This is a genomic window from Streptomyces venezuelae ATCC 10712 (genome assembly GCF_008639165.1).
Classification (GTDB): domain Bacteria; phylum Actinomycetota; class Actinomycetes; order Streptomycetales; family Streptomycetaceae; genus Streptomyces; species Streptomyces venezuelae.
The window spans coordinates 1,964,318-1,982,440 of the sequence record NZ_CP029197.1 but is presented as its reverse complement, the minus strand read 5'-3'; the positions used below and the strand labels follow the sequence as shown (position 1 = coordinate 1,982,440).

Genomic DNA, 18,123 nt, shown 5'->3' with positions numbered 1-18,123 from the left:
GCCCCATCGTCGTATCCAGGGCTTTTGCGGTCCACCAGCGCCGGGTAAGGTTAGGTTAGCCTTATCGATCACGGCGGGAGGTGAACCGCGTTGTACGTCTGCTCATGCTTCGGCGTCACGGAGAAGCAGGTCAAGGCCCATGCCGACGCGGGCGCCTGCACGCCCCGCCAGATCGCCTCGGCCTGCAAGGCCGGCACGGACTGCGGTTCCTGCGTCCGTCGCATTCAGGCCATTCTCGGCCGCGGCAACTGCCCGCGGCGTGAACTCCTCGACCAGGGGATGCCCGCCCTGACGGCGGAGAACGTCACCGAACTCGGGGAAGCGGCGTAGGGGGGAACCCTTAACTCGGCTGCTCGATGAGCGTCGAGATGTAGAGGGCCTCACCCAGGGACTCGATCAGCTCCAGCTGCGTGTCCAGGTAGTCGATGTGGTGCTCCTCGTCCGCCAGGATCTCCTCGAAGAGGTTGGCCGAGGTGATGTCGCCCTTGGCCCGCATGACCTCGATCCCGCGCTTCAGCCGGTCGATCGCCTCCACCTCGACCTGGCGGTCCGCCTGGAACATCTCGGTGATGGTCTGGCCGACCCGCACGTGGAAGAGCCGCTGGTAGTTGGGCAGGCCGTCGAGCATCAGGATGCGCTCGGTCAGCTTGTCCGCGTGCTTCATCTCGTCGATGGACTCTTCGCGGGTGTATTTGGCGAGCTTCGTCCACCCCTTGTTGTCCTGGATGCGATAGTGCAGCCAGTACTGGTTGATGGCCGTCAGCTCGCCGGTCAGCTGCTCGTTGAGGAACTCGAGGACCTCGGGGTCGCCCTGCATCGCAGAGGCTCCTTCCACGTTACGTGTCTATGCCGTCACTGGGCAGGATGGCCGCATCCTCGCACCACGAATGGGGGGCGTCCAGTAAGTGCAGGCTTAGTGGGAGTTGCCCCGAATCCCCTGCCGCCGGTGGTCGCCTGGTCATGACCACCCCTCGCCGTCTGTCACCATGGATGACATGGGTCAGCCGGAGAGCGGAGTACACCGGGAAGCGGGGCAGCCGGATCGTTCGCCGGACCTTCCGCCGGGCCAGCGGCTCCAGCGCGGCTGGCCGGTCACCCATTACGGGCCCGTCCCCAAGTTCAAGCCGGACCGCTGGGAGTTCCGCGTCTTCGGGGCGACGGCCGACGGTGACAAGCGCTGCTGGAACCACGAGGAGTTCTCGGCGCTGCCGTTCTCCACGGTCGAGGCCGATCTGCACTGCGTCACGAAGTTCAGCATGCTCGGGGCCGAATGGGGTGGGGTGCCGGCCCGGACGATCCTGGCGCTCGCCCCGCCCGCGCCGCAGGTCACCCATGTGATGGTGTGGGCCGAGTACGGCTACAGCGCCAACATGCGGCTCGCCGATTTCGCCGCCGACGGCACGATTTTCGCCACCCACAAGGACGGGGAGCTGCTCACCGCCGAGCACGGCTTCCCGCTGCGCCTGGTCGTCCCGCACCTGTACGCCTGGAAGGGTCCGAAGTGGGTCCGGGGCGTGGAGTACATGGCCGCCGACCGCCGGGGCTTCTGGGAGGAGCGGGGCTACCACAACCTCGGCGACCCCTGGACGGAGCAGCGGTACTCGTACCAGGAGGAACCGGGAGACGGCCCGGAGCTGTAGCTCCGGACCGCCGCCCCGCCCGCTGGCCTGATCTCGTCCCTCAGTGGTGGTACTGGTGCACCACCGCGTGGCCCTTGCCGCGGCCGATCATCCACTTGTTGACCGGGGTCGTGATCACGAAGGCGGCGGCGAGCGCGATGGCGAGCACGATCCAGAAGACCGGCTCGGAGAGGTGCGCGTCCATGGCGCCCGGCCAGAGGGCGATCACGCCGTTGTCGATGAGCTCCATGACCGCGATCGAGAGGGTGTCGGCGGCGAGGGCGACCTTGAAGGCGGCCTTGAAGTCGACGCCGGCGGCCAGGATGCCGCGCAGGGTGAGCGCGTAGCCGAAGAAGAAGGCCAGGATGATCGCGAGGATCATCGTCTGGACGTTGCCCCAGCCGAACGCGGTGCCGATGACCATGCCGAGGACCTCGCCGATGGCGCAGCCGGTGAGGCAGTGCAGGGTCGCCTTGGCGGCCATGGCCCAGGAGGCCTTGCCGGGGGCGTGGTGGTCGCCGTGAGGGGCGCCGTGAGGGGCGCCGTGGTGGCCCTCGTGGCCGGCGTGGCCGTCGTGGCCCTGGTGTTCGTGATGATGGCTGTGCGCGTCGTGCTGCATCGGGTGTCCCCCATGGTCCGGTAGCGGTTCCTGCCGCTGCAAGAACCGTATACCCCCCTGGGGTATTCCTCAACGGGAAATCGTGTCAGCCCCTCAGCTTCTTGAGCAGCTCCACGTCCGCGAGGTGCCCCGCCTTGCCGCCCGGCGTCTCGATGATCAGCGGCACACCGTCCGTCGCCGGGTGCTGGAGCAGGTTCCGGAACCCGTCCTCACCGATGTGCCCCACCCCGATGTTCGCGTGCCGGTCCTTGCGGGCGCCGACCACGTCCTTCGAGTCGTTGGCGTGGATCAGCTTCAGCCGCCCCTCGCCCACCGTCGCCACCAGCGCGTCGAGCGTCTGCGCCGCGCCGTGCGGACCCGTCAGGTCGTGACCCGCGGCGAAGATGTGGCAGGTGTCCAGGCAGATCCCGAGCTTCGGATGCCGGTCGAGCGCGTCGAAGTACGGCCCGAAGTCCTCCGCGCGCGAACAGAGCGAGAAGCCCTGCCCGGCCGTCGACTCCAGGAGCAGATACGGGTCGTCCTCGTGCGTCAGCTCGTCGAGCAGCGGCAGCAGCCGCTCCCGCACCTGGGCCAGCGCCACCGCGCGCGGGCGGCCGCCGGTCGCCGAGCCGGTGTGCACCACCACGCCCTTCGCGCCGATCTCCCGGCCCCGCCGCAGCGAGTGCCGCATCGACTCCACCGACTTCTCCACCGTGGCCTCGGTGTGGGAGCCGAAGTTGATCAGGTACGGGGCGTGCACCCAGGCCGAGATCGACTCCGCCTCGCACGCGGCGCGGAAGCGCTCGTCCTGGGCCGGACTGCCGGGCGGGGTGGCCCAGCCGCGCGGGTTGGCGACGAAGACCTGCACGGTCTCGGCGCCGAGCTCACGGGCGTACCCGAGACCGATCGTGGCGAGGCCACCGGCCACGGGGACATGGCCGCCGACGGGGTTGCGCATCAGTTCCTACAGTCCCTTGATCGTGATCGTGACGGTGGAGCCCTCGGGGGCGGTGGAGCCGCCCTCCACGGACTGGCTCGCGACCGTGTCGCCCAGGTAGGGGAAGGACTTCTTGACCTCCACCTCGAAGCCCTCGTCCTCCAGGGCCGTCCGCGCGTCGTCGAGCTTCTCGCCCGTCACGTCCGGGACCTCGACGAGCTTCGGGCCCTTGGAGACGGTGAGCGTGACGGTGTCGCCCTTCGCGGCGCGGCTGCCCTCGGCCAGGGACTGCGCGGCGACCGAACCGGCCGCCTCGGAGGAGTTGATCCGCTCCGGCGCGAGCACCACCTTCAGGCCGGCGTCCTGGAGCGTGGCCGTCGCGGCGTCGACCGTCTCCCCGGTGACGTCGGGCACGTCGATCGGCGCGCCCTTGCTGACCACCAGGGCGATGGCCGAGTCGGGGGCGCGGCCGGTGCCGGGCTCCGGGTCGGAGCTGATCACCGCTCCCTGCGGGACGCCCTCGCTGAACGCCGTGGTGACCACCCCGGTGGCCAGTCCCTCCCGCTCCAGGATCCGCTTGGCCTCGGCGAGCGGCTTGTTCTTGAGGTTGGGCACCTTCACGATCTCCGGGCCCCGGGAGAGGGTCAGGGTGACCGTGCCGTTGCCCCGCAGCCGCTCACCGGGAGCCGGGTCGACGGCCATGACGGTGCCGCGCTCGTACACGTCGCTGAAGGCGCGCTTCGTCGAGCCGACCTCGAGACCGGCGTCTGTGATGCGGCGGGTCGCCGCCGCCTCGGTCTGGCCGAGCACGGCGGGGACCCGGGTGAACTGGCCGGAGTTGATGTACCAGACGCCGGAGCCGATGCCGAGCGCCAGCAGGACGCCGAGGACGATCAGCAGCGGGCCGCGCGGCGGCCGCCGGCGACGGGCCGGCGCCGTCGTCGGCTCGGGGGCCGGCAGCCGGTTCGTGTGCAGTACCTGGTGGGCGTCGGCCGCGGCCGGGACCGGCCGGGCGATCACGCTCGTCCGGTCGTTGGCGGTGTCCCGGGTCTCCCCGCCCCGCGCCCGCGGGGGCACCGCGTCCAGCTGCTCGTCGCCGAGCGCCGCGCGGGCCTCCAGGACCAGGGCGAGCAGGGCGACGGCGTCGTGCGGGCGGACCTCGGGGTTGCGGGCCGTGGCGGCCGCGACCAGCTCGTCCAGCTCCAGGGCGAGCCCGGGGACGGTGGCGGACGGGGCGGGCACGTCGGTGTTCAGGTGCTGGAAGAGGACCTGCGCCGGGGTGTCGCCGCCGTGCGGCTTGCCGCCGGTGAGCATCTCGTACAGGACGACACCGCAGGCGTACACGTCGGCGCGGGTGTCGGCGGTGCCGTGCTCGATCTGCTCGGGCGCCAGGTACGAGACCGTCCCGAGGACCGCGCCGGTGGTGGCGGTGGCCGAGCCCACGGCCCGTACGAGCCCGAAGTCGGCGACCTTGACCCGGCCGTCGTCCCCTATCAGGACGTTCTCCGGCTTCATGTCCCGGTGCACGAACCCGGCCCGGTGCGCGGCGCCGAGCGCGGCGAGCACCGGCTCCAGGATGTCCAGCGCGGCCCGGGGCGGCAGGGCGCCGCGCTCCCGCAGCACGTCACGCAGGGTGCAGCCGGCCACGTACTCCATCGCCAGATAGACGTACGCGCCTTCCGCGCCCTGGTCGAAGACGCCGACCACGTTCGGGTGCGAGAGGCGGGCCACGGACTTGGCCTCGCGGATGAAGCGCTCGACGAACGCGGCGTCGGTGGCGAGCGCCGGGTGCATCACCTTGAGCGCGAGGACGCGGTCGAGGCGGGTGTCCACGGCCCGGTAGACCGTGGCCATCCCGCCGACGGCGATGCGCGCGTCGACGCGGTAGCGGCCGTCGAGCAGCCGCCCGACGAGGGGGTCCTGAAGGGTCGTGTCCACGGCGACGAGTCTACGAGCCGCGACACGGCCCCCCACGTGTCCGTCCCCCCTTGCAGCCCACCTGTGACACGCCCCACGCCCGCCCCCGTCCCCGCCCCGGCGGGACGACCGGCCGGGGCGGGCGTGGTCAGAAGGCGGGGCGCTCGGGGTCCAGGTGCGCGCGGCCCTCCGCGGGGGAGGAGGCCTCCGCGAAGTGGCGGCGGGGGATCCGGCCCGCCCGCCGGGCGAGCCGCCCCGCCTCCACCGCGTGCCGCATCGCCGCCGCCATCAGCACCGGCTCCTGCGCACGCGTCACCGCGGAGGCGAGCATCACCGCCGAGCACCCCAGCTCCATCGCGAGCGCCGCGTCGGACGCCGTGCCGGCGCCCGCGTCGAGGATCACCGGCACCCCGGCCCGTTCCACGATCAGCTGGAAGTTGTGCGGGTTGCGGATGCCGAGGCCGGAGCCGATGGGGGAGCCGAGCGGCATGATCGCCGCGCAGCCGACGTCCTCCAGTTTCCGCGCGAGGACGGGGTCGTCGTTGGTGTAGGGGAGGACGGTGAAGCCGTCGTCCACGAGGGTCTCGGCCGCGTCGAGGAGTTCCTCGCAGTCCGGCAGCAGGGTCCGCTCGTCGGCGACGACCTCCAGCTTGATCCAGTCGGTGCCGAGCGCCTCGCGGGCGAGCCGGGCCGTGAGGACGGCCTCGCCCGCCGTGTAGCAGCCCGCCGTGTTCGGCAGGACCTGGATGCCGAGGCGTTCCAGGACGGAGAGGACCGAGCCCTGGACGGTGGGGTCGAGCCGCCGCATGGCGACGGTGGTCAGCTCCGTACCGCTGGCGACGAGGGAGCGTTCCAGGACGTCGAGGCTGGGGGCGCCGCCGGTGCCCATGACGAGGCGGGAGGAGAACTCCGTACCGCCGAGGACGAAGGTGTCGTCGGACATCGCGCTCAGCCTCCCTGCACCGCGGTGAGGACTTCCACCCGGTCGCCTTCGCCGAGCAGCGTCGACGCCCATTCGCCGCGCGGCACGACCGTCTCGTTGAGCGCGGCGGCCACCCCGGAGCGGGCGCTGGTGAGGGTGGCGACGAGGGCGTCGAGGGTCAGCGGGCCGGGGAGCACGCGCGCCTCTCCGTTCACGGACACGTTCATGCGGGCTGCTCCTGTCGTACGGGAGGGGCGGGGGAGAACCGTCGGGGGGTGAAGGGGCGGGCCTCGTCCGGGAGGCTGCCCGTGGTGAGCACCTCGGCCATGACGTCGCCGGTGACGGGGGTGAGCAGGACGCCGTTGCGGTAGTGCCCGGTGGCCAGGTGCAGGCCGGGCAGGGCGGTGGGGCCGAGCAGGGGGGCGTTGTCGGGGGAGCCGGGGCGCAGGCCCGCGAGGGTCTCGGTGAGCGGCAGTTCGGTCAGGCCGGGGACCAGCTCGTGGGCGTCGCGCAGCAGCTCGTACACCCCGCCCGCGGTCACGGTGGTGTCCCAGCCCAGTTCCTCGCTGGTGGCGCCGACGACGAGCTCGCCGTTCTCGCGGGGCACCAGGTAGACGTGGCTGCCGCGGACGACGGCCCGGACGGTCCGGGAGAGGAAGGGGGCGTACGCGGGGGGCACCCGCAGGCGCAGCACCTGGCCCTTCACGGGGCGGACCCGCGGCAGCACCTCGTCGGGCACGCCCGCGAGGCGTCCGCTGAGGCTGCCCGCGGCGAGGACGACCTGGTCGGCCGTCAGTTCCTCGCCCCCGGCGAGGACGACACCGCGCGCCCGGTCCCGTACCACCGTGAGGCGCTGGGCGAGGACGCGGTGGAAGACCACTCCGGCCCGTTCGCAGGCGACGAGGAGCGCGGCGGCGAGCCGGCGCGGGTCGACCTGGTGGTCGCCGTCCACCCGGAGGCCGCCGCGCACGCCGGGGGCCAGCATCGGTTCGAGGCGGCGGCACTCGCGGCCGCTGAGCCACTCCGATGTGAGCCCGCAGCGGGTCTGCAGGGCGTGCAGTTCGCGCAGGTGGGCGCGGTCGTCGGCGTCGAGGGCGACGGCGAGGGTGCCGCAGGCGCGGTAGCCCACGTCGTGGCCGGTCGCTTCCCGGAGCTCGGCGACGAACGCGGGATAGCGCGCGGCGGAGGCGAGGTTGAGCCCGAGCAGGGTCTCCTCGCCGTAGTGGAGTTCGGTGACGGCGGCCAGCATGCCGGCCGCGACGCGCGCGGCGCCGCCGCCCGGGTCGGGGTCGACGACGGCGGTGCGCAGCCCGCGCCGGGCGGCTCGCCAGGCCGTGACCAGGCCGATGATGCCGCCGCCGACGACGAGGACGTCGGGCGTACCGTCCTCGGGCGTATCGCGAGCGGACACGTGGACATCGGAAGAACGCATGGGCGTCCAGCCCCTCCCTTCGCCGGCATGACCCGGATCAGGTTCGTACGGTCGGAGGCCGTCCCAGCCTCCCTCTCAGCCCGGTGCGTCCGGGCTCCCGCGAGTGCTTTACGTCCGCCACACTAGCCGCCGCCTCCGCCGGTCCACAGACCCCTCCCTTCCTGACGGTCCGTCAGATGCGTAAGGTGGTCGGGTGAGCGAGCAGAAGCATGCACAGCAGCACGTCGTGATCGTCGGCGCCGGGATGGCGGGCGTACAGACCGCCGTCGCCCTGCGCGAACAGGGCTTCACCGGCCCCGTGACCCTCATCGGGGCCGAGCCCCACCAGCCCTACGACCGGCCCCCGCTCTCCAAGGCCGTCCTCCTCGGCAAGGCCGAGGACTCCGCCTTCGACGTCGACTTCGAGGAGCTCGGCGTCGAGCTCCGCCTCGGCCTCGACGTCACCGGACTGCGCGCCTCGGACCACGAGATCGACACCGAGGCCGGACCCGTGGCGTACGACACCCTGGTCGTCGCCACCGGGGCCCACCCGATCGTGCTCCCCGGCGCCGAGGGCGTCCCCGGGGTCCATCTGCTGCGCACCCTCGACGACGCGGTACGCCTCGGACCCGTCCTGGAGCGCCGCCACGACGTCGTGGTCGTCGGCGCCGGCTGGATCGGCGCCGAGTTCGCCACCGCCGCCCGCGCGGCGGGCTGCGCCGTCACCGTCGTCGAGGCCGCCGAACGCCCGCTCGCCGGGGCCCTGCCCGCCGAGGTCACCGCACCGATGGCCGACTGGTACGGGGAGAGCGGCGCCGAACTCCTCGTCCACGCGCGCGTGGCCACCGTCGAACCGGGCCGGATCGTCCTCGCCGACGGCCGCGAACTGCCCGCCGACGCCGTCGTCGTCGGCATCGGCGCCCACCCCGCCACCGGCTGGCTCGCCGGCTCGGGCATCGCCCTCGACGCGAGCGGCGCCGTCACCGCGGACGAGCGGCTGCGCACCTCGCTGCCCGATGTGTACGCGGTCGGCGACTGCGCCTCCTTCCCCTCCGCCCGCTACGGCCGGCGGCTCCTCGTCCACCACTGGGACAACGCGCTCCAGGGGCCCCGCACGGTCGCGGCGACGATCACCGGCGCCGAGTCGGGGCCGTACGACCCGGTGCCGTACTTCTGGTCCGAGCAGTTCGGCCGCTTCGTCCAGTACGCCGGGCACCACGCGGACGCCGACGAGCTGCTCTGGCGCGGCGACCCGGCGGACGAGGCCTGGTCCGTGCTCTGGCTCCGCGCCGGGGTGCCGGTGGCGCTCCTCGCGGTCGGCCGCCCCCGCGACCTGGCCCAGGGCCGCAAGCTCGTCGAGACGGCCACCCCCGTCGACCCCGTGCGCGCGGCGGACCCCTCCGTCCCCCTGAAGGCGGCGGTCGCGTAGGGCCCGACTACCGGGTGTCAGTCCGGGATGGCAGGCTTGTCCTGTGACCGAGATTGACGTAAAGATCGATGCGCTCGTCCCCGCCTGGCTCTATGTGCCCGACATCGCGGAGATGCTCGATGTCGAGGTGACGCGCGTGCGGCAGCTGATCAAGGAAGGTCAGCTCATCGCCGTGCGCCGTGGAGAGAACAACGCCCTGCAGGTCCCCGCCGCCTTCATCCAGGGCGACAGGATCGTCAAGGGTCTCGTCGGGCTCCTGACCGTGCTGCGGGACGACGGCTTCACCGACGAGGAGATGCTGGAGTGGCTCTTCACTCCGGACGAGAGCCTGCCGGGCACGCCCGCCCAGGCGCTCAACGAGAACCGCGGCACGGAGGTGAAGCGCCGGGCCCAGGCGCTCGCCATCTGACGCGGCACCGAAGGACACCATGAGCGGGTGTCGCGGCGACCGGCCCCCGACGGGCCGGCCGCCGCGGCCCCGCACCACGGGCGGGGTACCCATCCCGGCCCACCCGCGGGGGCCCACCCCGTGACACCGACGGGGGACGCACCCCGTGACACCGACGGGGGAACCAGTCATGTCCACGCCTCGCGAGCAGCTCGCCGACGCCCGGCTGTATCTGTGCACCGACGCCCGGAAGCGCCAGGGCGACCTGCCCGCCTTCCTTGACGCCGTGCTGTCCTCCGGCGTGGACATCGTGCAGCTGCGCGACAAGGGCATGGAGGCCGGTGAGGAGCTGGAGCACCTCGCCGTCTTCGCCGAGGCGGCCCGCCGCCACGGCAGGCTCCTCGCGGTGAACGACCGGGCCGACGTGGCCCACGCCATCGGCTCCGACGTGCTGCACCTGGGCCAGGGCGACCTGCCCGTGCCCGCCGCCCGCGCGATCCTCGGCGGCCCCGACGGCGTACTGATCGGCCGTTCCTGCCACGCCGAGGCGGAGGTGGCCGCGGCCGCCGCCGAGCCGGGCGTGGACTACTTCTGCACCGGCCCCTGCTGGCCCACCCCGACGAAGCCCGGGCGGTACGCGCCGGGCCTCGACCTCGTGCGGTACGCGGCCGGTCTCGCCCAGGACCGGCCCTGGTTCGCCATCGGCGGCATCGACGAGTCGAATCTGGACGAGGTCCTGGACGCCGGCGCGCGCCGGATCGTCGTCGTCCGGGCGATCACCGAGGCCGACGACCCGGCCGCCGCGACGGCCGCCCTCGCCAAGCGGGTCAGGGAGCGCGCGGGGGAGTAGCGCCCGGCGGGCGTCCCCGGGCTCCGCTCGGAGCTTCGTCCAGGAATCCCTCCGGCCGCCTGTCCGAAAAGGTGTCCATCACTCGGACACCGTGTACGCGGCTCGGCGCACCGCGTCTAACCTGCCCGTATGGCCCTTGGTACCGCTTCCGTCCGCTCGGACCGCGCCCGCACGGTCCGCGAGATCCTCGCCTCCGGCGGCACGTCGTACTCCTTCGAGTTCTACGCGCCCCGGACCGCGAAGGGCGAGCAGGGCCTCTGGAACGCGATGCGCCGGGTCGAGGCGGTCGGACCGAGCTTCGTCTCCGTGACCTACGGCGCCGGCGGCTCCACCCGCGGCGGCACCGTGAAGGCGACCCAGAAGATCGCCTCCGACACCACGCTCACCCCGGTCGCCCACCTCACGGCCGTCGACCACTCGGTGGCCGAGCTGCGCAACGTCCTCGGCCAGTACGCCGACGCCGGCATCCGCAACATGCTCGCGCTGCGCGGCGACCCGGCGGGCGACCCGCTGGGGGAGTGGGTGGAGCACCCCGAGGGCGTCCGGTACGCGGTCGACCTGGTCCGGCTGATCAAGGAGTCGGGCGACTTCTGCGTGGGCGTCGCCGCCTTCCCCGAGATGCACCCCCGCTCCACCGACTGGGACACCGACATCCGGCACTTCGTGGCCAAGTGCCGCGCGGGCGCGGACTACGCGATCACCCAGATGTTCTTCGACCCGGAGAACTATCTGCGGCTGCGGGACAGCGTCGCGAAGGCGGGCTGCGAGACCCCGATCATCCCCGAGGTCATGCCCGTCGTGAACGTGAAGACCCTCGACCGGCTGCCCCAGCTGAGCAACGCGCACTTCCCGGCGGATGTGAAAGAGCGCATCCTCGCCGTCAAGGACGATCCCGCCGCTGTACGCTCCATCGGTATCGAGTTCGCGACGGAGTTCTGCGCGCGGCTGCTCTCCGAGGGTGTCCCCGGACTGCACTTCATCACGCTGAACAGCTCCACCGCGACGCTCGAGATCTACGAGAATCTCGGACTGCACCAGCAGTCGTGACCGGTCGTACCCGCCCCGACCCGCGGCGGTGACCGTGGAGAGGGGCGGCGGGGCATGGGGTGGACGGTCCTCTACATCGCGTTCGGCGTGGTCGCACTATGGCTGCTGGGGGAGGTGCTCCTCCAGTACAAGGCGCGGCTGCGCTGGCGGGTTCTCGCCTTCTGCGGCTTCCTCGGCGTGGTCCTCGGCGTGCTGCTGCCCTCGGTGGCGGTCATCATCGCCGGGGCGGTCGCCTTCGCCGTCGGCCAGACCTATGTGACGCTCTCCTTCCGCCGTGGCTTCTCCACCGGCTGGGCGATCGGCGGCAGCCCCGGCGCGAGCCGCCGCCGCAGGTCGGGCGCGCCCGCGCAGGCCGGGCCCACCCTTGAGGTCACCGAGCTCTCGTACGACGCCGAGGACGCCCCGTACGACGCTCCGGAGGGGGCGGCCGAGCCCTCCGCCGCGGAGAGCACCGCGGTCTACGAGCCCCTGCCGATGCCCGACGACACCGGCCAGTACGGGGTCTACGGCAGCGGCCACGAGGCCGGCCAGGACACCGGCCACGGCGCCGCCCACACCACCACGGGCTACGAGACGGGGTCGTACCCGACGGGATACGACCCCTACGCCCCCGCGTACGAGCAGCAGCCGGCCTACGACTACGGCCAGGCCGCCGGCCAGCAGCAGTACGCCGCCTACTCCGACCCGTACATCGGCCCGGGCACGGACGGCCAGCAGTACGGCTCCTACTACGGCGACCCGTACGCCCCGTCGTACACCTACGACACCCCGCCCGGCGGGGTCTGGGTCCCCCAGCAGCGCGACACCGAGCAGACCCCCCAGCAGCCGCAGCAGGCCCCCTACGGCTACGAGCCGCACCCGGACGACCAGCAGCAGTACCGCTACTGACCCCGCCCGTCAGGGGGGACACGGTCACCGTGTCCCCCCTGACGCGCTCACCGTGAGCCGCGGAACTCCGCGCCCTCCACGATGAAACCCGCCACCAGCGCCCCCGACATGCCCGCGTGGGCCAGCCCGCCGCCCGGCTGCGACCAGCCGCCCGCGAACCAGAGACCCGGCAGCGGCGAACGGTTGTCGGCCGGGAGCAGCCGCCCCTCGGCGCCGGCGAGCGCCGGACCCGGCACCTCGGCGGACCCGGTGTCCCGGCGTACGTCCTCCGGTGTGCGGACGTGCCGCCACAGCAGTCGCTCCCGCAGCTCCGGGACCGCGGACCCGGCCGCCTCGGCCATCCGGTCCGCGAAGGCCTCCCAGTCCTGCTCCGGGGCGGTCCGGACGGTCGCCGTGACCGTCACCGACTCGTGGTCGTCGTCCGGCCGCAGTGCCGGCTCGTCCGGGCGCAGCACGGTCACGGTCGGCCGCCCGCCCGCCGCGTGCACGACGGTCCGGTGCACCGCGTCCGCCTCCCGGGGCCCGCGCAGGGCCAGACAGACCGTCACCCGGCTCGTGCCGACGCCCTGGTGGCGCGGCGCGTCCCCGCCGGGGTGGAGCGCGGGCACCGGGGCCCCGGACACCACGTGGTCCGCCTCGACGCTCTCGCCGCCGGCCAGCCGGACGCCCACCGCCCGGCCGTCCTTCTCCAGGACCTCGGCCACGGCCGTGTCGAAGACGAACTCGACCCGCCGCTGCCGGCACCGCTCGAACACCGCGTCGGCCAGCGCCCGCAGCCCCCCGGCCACGTACCAGCTGCCGAAGGTCTGCTCCATGTACGGCAGCACGGCGGCCGAGGCGGGGGCGGTGGCCGGGTCGAAGCCGTACGACCAGGCGTACGCGTCGAGCAGCGCGGCGAGCCGGGGATCGCGCAGCTCCCGCGCCCCGACCTGGGCGAGGGTCGTCGTCGGGCGGCGCAGCAGACCCGCCTTCAGGGCCGGGTACGGCTCACGGGCCAGCGGCGCCGGGTCGGCGGGCAGCGGCTCCTCAAGGAGCGGACGGCGGGTGTGGTCCCAGGCCTCGCGGGCCCGGACCAGGAAGTCGCCCCAGCGCTCGCCCGCGCCCGAGCCGAGCGCCGCGTCGAGCGCGGCGACCGTGCCGGCCCGGGAGGCGTTCGGCAGGTCCACCCGGGTGCCGTCGGCGAAGACGTGACGGCTCGCCGGATCGACCTGCGTCAGCGTGACACACTCCTCCAGCGGCTCCTTGCCGGTCTTCACGAACAGGTCCCGGTACACGGCGGGCAGGTGCAGCAGCCCCGGGCCGGTGTCGAAGGCGAACCCGTCCCGCTCGTGGCGGCCGACCGCCCCGCCGTACGTCGCCGCCCGCTCGTACACCGTCACCCGGTGTCCCGCCACGGCCAGCCGGGCCGCCGCCGCCATGGCGCCGAGTCCCGCGCCGATCACCACAATCCGTGCCATGCCGGCGACTTTATCGGGCGCCTCCGACGGCCCCGAACGGGCTCAGAAGTGCTCCGACCCGTCGCCCGACGGAGCACGCGCGCGCGTGCGTGCCTCCGCGTCGGCGAGCCGTCTCTCCTCGCGCCGCAGCGACCTGCGGCGCAGGAAGCGGCGGATCCGCTGGGCGAGGAAGATCAGTATCACCAGGCCGCCGATGAGCAGCACGCCCGCGATGCTCGCCGCCGCCACCGGATGGAAGACCGCGAAGGTGACGATGCCCGCCACCCCGAGGTCCTCGGCCAGGCTCAGGGCGACGTTGGAGAACGGTTCGGGCGAGGTGTTGACCGCCATCCTCGTCCCCGCCTTGACGAAGTGGCTCAGCAGGGCCGTCGAACCGCCGACCGCGCCCGCCGCCAGCTCGGGCAGCGAGCCGTTCTGCCCGGCGAGCAGGGCGCCGACCACGGCCCCCGCGATCGGCCGGATCACCGTGTGGACGGCGTCCCATATCGAGTCGACGTACGGGATCTTGTCCGCCACCGCCTCGCAGAGGAAGAGCACGCCCGCGACGACGAGGACATCGGTGCGCTGGAGGGACTCGGGCACCTCGTCGGTGAGCCCGGTCGCGCCGAAGACGCCGAACAGCAGGACCACCGCGTACGCGTTGATCCCGCTCGCCCAGCCGCTGGTGAACACCAGGGGGAGTACCGACACGCCCGCGATCGTAACCAGGTCTGAGTATCCGTACCTAGAGGGCGAGATGAGTAGGTGCGCGGATGGGCGCAGGACGGCCCGGACGGAAGAGTGGGGTGCACGGAAGGAGCGCGGCTCCGGGCACCGCCGGCACGGGGCTGCGGAACCGGGGTCGCGCACCTGCCGGTACGGGGGGTACGGGGGTGCACGGGGGTGCACGCGAAGAAGCCGGTGCGGTGGGGCTCGGGGGGATCGAGCCTCGCCGCACCGGCCTTTGCCGTACGGACCGGTCAGCGGCCGCCCACGCGGCCGTGCAGCAGTCGGGACAGCGCCGCGTGCACGTCGTCGAGCGAACGCTCGCTCTGGAAGGCCTGCCAGTCGAGCGCCGCCACGAGCACCATCCCGACCAGCGCCGCCGCCGTCAGCTGGACGTCGATCTCCTCGCTCAGCTCACCGGCCGCGACCGCCTCGCGCAGCACCCCCTCCACCACCGCGACGGCCTCCTGGCGGACCACCAGGAGCGTCGAGTTCCAGGCCCGGTTGGTGCGCCAGAGCTCGGCGACGTACAGCTGGGTGAAGGCCGGGTAGCGGTCGATGAAGACGAGGCCCGCCCGGATCATCGCGTCCAGCGCGTCGATCCGGCTGCCGCCGCGGCCGGCGGTCTCCTCGGCCGCCGTCCGCAGCGAGGCGGTGAGCAGCGACACCCCGTGGCGCAGCAGCTCCTCGAACAGCTCGGTCTTGCTCTTGAAGTTGTAGTAGACCGTGCCCTTGGCCACGCCGGCCCGCTCGGCGATCTCGTCCACCGTCGTCGCCGAGAAGCCCTGTTCGGCGATGAGGGTGACGGCCGCCTCGTAGAGCTTCGCGCGGGTGGCCTGGCGTCGGGTGCTGCTGCTGTCCATGGGGTCGATTCTCACAGGTGTCGCGGGTGTCACCGGCCCCGTCTCACAGGGTCAGTTCGGGGTGGAGCCGGTCGAGCGTCCAGACCTGCTTGCGGCGGGCGGACACGGCGGTCAGGGCCAGGGCGCCCAGGGTGAACGCGGCCAGGACCGCGCAGGCCTGCCAGACGGGCCCGATCCCGCCGCCCGAGATCAGCCGGCGCAGTGCCTCGACCACGTAGCTCATCGGCAGGAAGGGGTGGACGGCGTTGAAGAAGCCGGGACTGGTCTGGACGGGGTATGTGCCGCCCGCCGAGGTCAGCTGGAGCATCAGGACCGCGAGCACCAGGATCCGGCCGGCCGCGCCGAAGCGGGCGTTGAGCCACTGGATGATCGCGGAGAAGCAGCAGGTGACCAGGGCGAGGAAGCCGACGGTGCCGGCGGCCCGGTCCATCTGGAGGCCGAGGCCCCAGTGCAGGACCGACATGAGGGCCGCGACCTGGAGGACGCCGATCGCCGCCACCGGGAGCCAGCCCGCGAGCGCGATCCGCCAGGCGGAGCCGCCGGCGGCCAGGGCCCGCCGGTTCAGCGGCTGGATGATCATGTACGCGACCATCGCGCCGACCCAGAGGGAGAGCGGGATGAAGTACGGGGCGAAACCCGTGCCGTAGTTGGGGGCCTTGTGCAGGGACTGGGAGGCGAGCTGCACCGGGTCGGCCATGACCTCGGTCCGCCGGTCCCGGTCCTGCTGGTCGTAGTCGGGGATCCGGTCGACCCCGTCCTTCAGGCCGGAGGCGAGGGTGCCCGAGCCGTCGGCCAGCTTGAACAGGCCGCCGTCGAGGTCGCCCGCGCCCTTCTTGAGCTTGCCGACGCCGGTGTCGAGGCTGACGGAGCCGGTCCGCGCCTCGCTGACGCCGGTGTGCAGCTTCGCCGCGCCCGCCGAGACCTTCTTGGCGCCCGCGTTCAGCTCGTTGATCTTCCGGATGGCGCCCTCGACGTCCTCGTCGAGGTGCGGGGCGCGGCGGGCCAGCTCGTCGGCCTGCTTCTTCAGCGTGACGAGCCGGGCGTCCAGCGTCTTCAGGTCGCCGCCGCTGTCCTTGGTCAGCTCGTGCACGTCGTCCGCGATCGTGGCGACGTCGTCGGCCGTGACCGAGGCCTTCTTGAGCTTCGCGCAGAACTGGGTGAGCCGGGGGTCGGTCACCGGCTTCGCCGCGCACTCCTCCCGGTGGAACGTGGCCAGCTCGTCGTCGGCGGCGTGCGCCGCCGCGCGGACCACCGGGGCACGCTTCACCAGGTCGTCGAGGTTGTGGCGTACGGCGGTGGCGGAGTCCGAGACGAGACGGGCGGTGTCGCGGATCGACCTGCCGTTGTTGGCCAGGTAGGGGCGGACCTTGTCGGCGGTGCCGTTCACCTTGTCGGCGAGCGCCTGGGTGCCGTTGGCGACCTTGCGGGAGCCGCTCTCCAGGTCCTTGGCGCCCTTGTCGAGCTTCTTCAGGCCTTCTGCCAGGTCACCGCTGCCGTTCTTGGCGTCCTTGAGGCCGTTCGCCAGGTCCTTCGAGCCCTTCTTCGCCTTGTCCACGCCCTGCTTGAGGTCGGTCGCGCCCTTGGCCGCCTTGGCGGTGGCGTCGTGGATGTCGGAGAAGGAGATGAAGATCTTGTCGAGGAAGGTGCGGGAGGACTTGGTGGAGGCCGCCGTGCGGACCTCGGAGAAGACCGGCCGGGAGATCTGGCCGACGATGTAGTTGTTGGCGTCGTTCGTCCGCACCCGCAGCGCGCCCGTCTCGGGGGAGTCGCCGGAGCTGGAGGCGATGCGCGAGCTGAAGTCGCCGGGCATGGTCAGGGACAGGTAGTACGTGCCGTCCTCGACGCCCTTGCGGGCCTCCTCGTCGCTCACCTGGTGCCAGGCGAAGGTCTTGCTCTCCAGGAGCCCCTTCGTGATGTCGTCACCGGCGTTGACCGGCTTGCCGTCGGCGCTGGCGCCCCTGTCCTCGTTGACGAGGGCGACGGGGATCTTGTCGAGCCTGCTGTACGGGTCCCAGAACGAGTACAGGTAGAGGGCGCCGTAGAGCAGCGGCAGCAGCAGGATCGCGACGAGCGCGGCGCGCGGCAGCTTTCCCCTGCCGAAGCGCTTCAGCTCAAGCGCGGCCAGTTTCGGCGAGCGCATCGGCCGCCCCCTCCTCGGTCGTGTCTTCGGTGACGTGGTCGGCGTCGGTGTCGGCGGTGCGGGTGTCGGTGTCAGCGCCGCTGTCGGTGTCGGCGTCGGCGTCGGTCTTGGAGGCCTCTGTGGTCTCGGGGGTCTCGGACGCCTCTGTGGTCTCGGGCGTCTTGCGGTCCTGGCCGTCCTGGCCGTCGAGCGTGGTGATCCGCAGGGCGTCCTCGGGGGCCTCGCTGCACACCGCGAGGACCGTCGTGCCCGACTCGGCCACCGAGCGCAGCAGCGCCCAGGCCTCGGCCCGGTCGGCGTCCGAGAGCTTCAGGTCGGTGTCGTCCACGGCGAGCAGCCGGGGCCGGCCGATCAGGGCCAGGGCGATCGAGAGCCGCAGCGCCTCCAGGCGCTCCAGGTCCCGCACCGAGGTCCGCTCGCCCTTCGGCAGGGCGGCCAGGTCGAGCCCCGCGGCCGCCACGGCCTCGTCGATCCGGGCCCGGGTCGACGCGGCCCGCTCGGCCGGGCGCCGCAGCAGGGCCCGGACGGAGCCGTCGAAACGGCGCTGGAGCAGGGCCCGCTCGCCCAGGTGCTCGGCGACCGTGAAGGCCGGGTCGAGTTCGCTGACCCCGGGGACCTGCCCGAGGGCGGTGAAGCGGCGCACCCCGGCCATCTTCCGGGGCAGGGGCAGGCCGCCGACCTCGGCGGTGCCCTCCGTGGCCTTCATCCGGCCGGTGAGGGCGAGCAGCAGACAGGTGCGGCCCGAGCCCGAGGGCCCCTCGATCGCCACCAGCGCGCCCGGACCGGCCCGGAAGGAGACCTCCCGGAAGGCCCAGCCGCGCGGCCCCTTCAGTCCGAAGCCGTCCGCGACGACGGCGGCGCCGTGCGGCCGCTCATCGGCTTCCGCTCCCACGGACCCACCCCCCGATTCCCCTTTTGAACTGACTGGTCAGTTCAAAAGATAGCCCTGGGA

The 18,123-nt window shown here is 72.9% G+C and carries 19 protein-coding genes and 1 riboswitch; of the genes, 7 read left to right on the top strand and 12 right to left on the bottom strand.

Features of this window, described 5'->3' with window-relative positions; translation table 11 throughout:
• Nucleotides 1–90 precede the first annotated feature (90 nt).
• The gene (locus tag DEJ43_RS08785) at nt 91–330 is read left to right on the top strand and encodes a (2Fe-2S)-binding protein (RefSeq protein ID WP_015032979.1); all 240 of its coding nucleotides are present in this window, start codon (nt 91–93) and stop codon (nt 328–330) included.
• A 10-nt stretch (nt 331–340) separates the two neighbouring features.
• On the opposite strand, the gene bfr is transcribed toward DEJ43_RS08785, so the two are convergent.
• A complete protein-coding gene (gene bfr / locus DEJ43_RS08780) occupies nt 341–817 on the bottom strand; it encodes a bacterioferritin (protein ID WP_015032978.1) in 477 nt (158 codons plus the stop codon).
• Between the two features lie 178 nt (nt 818–995).
• On the opposite strand from bfr, the gene DEJ43_RS08775 reads away from it, so the two are divergent.
• Complete coding sequence (locus DEJ43_RS08775; RefSeq protein ID WP_041662280.1) at nt 996–1,640, top strand: sulfite oxidase-like oxidoreductase; 645 nt, start codon at nt 996–998, stop codon at nt 1,638–1,640.
• A gap of 40 nt (nt 1,641–1,680) precedes the next feature.
• Here the strand turns inward: DEJ43_RS08775 and DEJ43_RS08770 are convergent, their stop codons facing one another.
• The 6 genes from DEJ43_RS08770 to thiO all read right to left on the bottom strand — a co-directional run bounded on the left by DEJ43_RS08770 (nt 1,681) and on the right by thiO (nt 7,425).
• Nucleotides 1,681–2,238, bottom strand: a complete 558-nt coding sequence (locus DEJ43_RS08770) for a DUF4396 domain-containing protein (RefSeq protein ID WP_015032976.1) — start codon at nt 2,236–2,238, stop codon at nt 1,681–1,683.
• An 85-nt stretch (nt 2,239–2,323) separates the two neighbouring features.
• Nucleotides 2,324–3,175: a deoxyribonuclease IV gene (locus DEJ43_RS08765; RefSeq protein WP_015032975.1), complete on the bottom strand. Its 852-nt coding sequence runs from the start codon at nt 3,173–3,175 to the stop codon at nt 2,324–2,326.
• 6 nt (nt 3,176–3,181) lie between these two features.
• Nucleotides 3,182–5,092 (bottom strand): Stk1 family PASTA domain-containing Ser/Thr kinase, encoded by a 1,911-nt coding sequence (pknB, locus tag DEJ43_RS08760; protein ID WP_181399445.1) that lies wholly within the window; start codon nt 5,090–5,092, stop codon nt 3,182–3,184.
• Between the two features lie 127 nt (nt 5,093–5,219).
• Complete coding sequence (locus tag DEJ43_RS08755; protein WP_015032973.1) at nt 5,220–6,014, bottom strand: thiazole synthase; 795 nt, start codon at nt 6,012–6,014, stop codon at nt 5,220–5,222.
• Nucleotides 6,015–6,019: 5 nt separating this feature from the next.
• A complete protein-coding gene (gene thiS / locus DEJ43_RS08750) occupies nt 6,020–6,220 on the bottom strand; it encodes a sulfur carrier protein ThiS (protein WP_015032972.1) in 201 nt (66 codons plus the stop codon).
• Nucleotides 6,217–7,425, bottom strand: coding sequence for a glycine oxidase ThiO (gene thiO, locus DEJ43_RS08745; protein ID WP_015032971.1), 1,209 nt, complete (start codon nt 7,423–7,425; stop codon nt 6,217–6,219). The genes thiS and thiO overlap by 4 nt, the downstream gene beginning before the upstream one ends.
• A riboswitch (TPP riboswitch) is annotated at nt 7,423–7,536 on the bottom strand. It overlaps the preceding gene by 3 nt.
• Before the next feature lie 82 nt (nt 7,537–7,618).
• Between thiO and DEJ43_RS08740 the strand changes: the two genes are divergently transcribed.
• The 5 genes from DEJ43_RS08740 (at nt 7,619) to DEJ43_RS08720 (ending at nt 12,006) form a co-directional block, all read left to right on the top strand.
• On the top strand, nt 7,619–8,833 hold the full coding sequence (locus tag DEJ43_RS08740; RefSeq protein ID WP_015032970.1) for an NAD(P)/FAD-dependent oxidoreductase: 1,215 nt from the start codon (nt 7,619–7,621) through the stop codon (nt 8,831–8,833).
• A gap of 43 nt (nt 8,834–8,876) precedes the next feature.
• Nucleotides 8,877–9,242, top strand: coding sequence for an Rv2175c family DNA-binding protein (locus DEJ43_RS08735; protein ID WP_015032969.1), 366 nt, complete (start codon nt 8,877–8,879; stop codon nt 9,240–9,242).
• Between the two features lie 169 nt (nt 9,243–9,411).
• Nucleotides 9,412–10,071 (top strand): thiamine phosphate synthase, encoded by a 660-nt coding sequence (gene thiE, locus DEJ43_RS08730; protein ID WP_041662277.1) that lies wholly within the window; start codon nt 9,412–9,414, stop codon nt 10,069–10,071.
• A 129-nt stretch (nt 10,072–10,200) separates the two neighbouring features.
• Nucleotides 10,201–11,118 (top strand): methylenetetrahydrofolate reductase [NAD(P)H], encoded by a 918-nt coding sequence (gene metF, locus DEJ43_RS08725; RefSeq protein ID WP_015032967.1) that lies wholly within the window; start codon nt 10,201–10,203, stop codon nt 11,116–11,118.
• Between the two features lie 54 nt (nt 11,119–11,172).
• Nucleotides 11,173–12,006, top strand: a complete 834-nt coding sequence (locus DEJ43_RS08720; RefSeq protein ID WP_071891250.1) for a hypothetical protein — start codon at nt 11,173–11,175, stop codon at nt 12,004–12,006.
• A 47-nt stretch (nt 12,007–12,053) separates the two neighbouring features.
• On the opposite strand, the gene DEJ43_RS08715 is transcribed toward DEJ43_RS08720, so the two are convergent.
• From DEJ43_RS08715 to DEJ43_RS08695, 5 genes are all read right to left on the bottom strand, one after another.
• Nucleotides 12,054–13,463: a phytoene desaturase family protein gene (locus DEJ43_RS08715; RefSeq protein WP_015032964.1), complete on the bottom strand. Its 1,410-nt coding sequence runs from the start codon at nt 13,461–13,463 to the stop codon at nt 12,054–12,056.
• Nucleotides 13,464–13,505: 42 nt separating this feature from the next.
• Nucleotides 13,506–14,153: a DUF4126 domain-containing protein gene (locus DEJ43_RS08710; RefSeq protein WP_051025856.1), complete on the bottom strand. Its 648-nt coding sequence runs from the start codon at nt 14,151–14,153 to the stop codon at nt 13,506–13,508.
• Nucleotides 14,154–14,422: 269 nt separating this feature from the next.
• Entirely contained in the window at nt 14,423–15,031 is a 609-nt protein-coding gene (locus tag DEJ43_RS08705; protein WP_041662273.1) for a TetR/AcrR family transcriptional regulator, read from the bottom strand.
• 43 nt (nt 15,032–15,074) lie between these two features.
• A complete protein-coding gene (locus DEJ43_RS08700; RefSeq protein ID WP_015032961.1) occupies nt 15,075–17,171 on the bottom strand; it encodes a YhgE/Pip family protein in 2,097 nt (698 codons plus the stop codon).
• The gene (locus DEJ43_RS08695; RefSeq protein WP_015032960.1) at nt 17,143–18,063 is read right to left on the bottom strand and encodes an ATP-binding cassette domain-containing protein; all 921 of its coding nucleotides are present in this window, start codon (nt 18,061–18,063) and stop codon (nt 17,143–17,145) included. Before DEJ43_RS08695 ends, DEJ43_RS08700 begins: the two co-directional genes overlap by 29 nt.
• Between the last annotated feature and the right edge of the window lie 60 nt (nt 18,064–18,123).

Bases quoted from the DNA above. Each gene is read 5' to 3' on its own strand.
- bfr (WP_015032978.1), bottom strand. From the start codon at position 817: ATGCAGGGCGACCCCGAGGTCCTCGAGTTCCTCAACGAGCAGCTGACC.
- DEJ43_RS08775 (WP_041662280.1), top strand. From the start codon at position 996: ATGGGTCAGCCGGAGAGCGGAGTACACCGGGAAGCGGGGCAGCCGGAT.
- DEJ43_RS08770 (WP_015032976.1), bottom strand. From the start codon at position 2,238: ATGCAGCACGACGCGCACAGCCATCATCACGAACACCAGGGCCACGAC.
- DEJ43_RS08765 (WP_015032975.1), bottom strand. From the start codon at position 3,175: ATGCGCAACCCCGTCGGCGGCCATGTCCCCGTGGCCGGTGGCCTCGCC.
- DEJ43_RS08755 (WP_015032973.1), bottom strand. From the start codon at position 6,014: ATGTCCGACGACACCTTCGTCCTCGGCGGTACGGAGTTCTCCTCCCGC.
- thiS (WP_015032972.1), bottom strand. From the start codon at position 6,220: ATGAACGTGTCCGTGAACGGAGAGGCGCGCGTGCTCCCCGGCCCGCTG.
- thiO (WP_015032971.1), bottom strand. From the start codon at position 7,425: ATGCGTTCTTCCGATGTCCACGTGTCCGCTCGCGATACGCCCGAGGAC.
- thiE (WP_041662277.1), top strand. From the start codon at position 9,412: ATGTCCACGCCTCGCGAGCAGCTCGCCGACGCCCGGCTGTATCTGTGC.
- metF (WP_015032967.1), top strand. From the start codon at position 10,201: ATGGCCCTTGGTACCGCTTCCGTCCGCTCGGACCGCGCCCGCACGGTC.
- DEJ43_RS08720 (WP_071891250.1), top strand. From the start codon at position 11,173: ATGGGGTGGACGGTCCTCTACATCGCGTTCGGCGTGGTCGCACTATGG.
- DEJ43_RS08715 (WP_015032964.1), bottom strand. From the start codon at position 13,463: ATGGCACGGATTGTGGTGATCGGCGCGGGACTCGGCGCCATGGCGGCG.
- DEJ43_RS08705 (WP_041662273.1), bottom strand. From the start codon at position 15,031: ATGGACAGCAGCAGCACCCGACGCCAGGCCACCCGCGCGAAGCTCTAC.
- DEJ43_RS08700 (WP_015032961.1), bottom strand. From the start codon at position 17,171: ATGCGCTCGCCGAAACTGGCCGCGCTTGAGCTGAAGCGCTTCGGCAGG.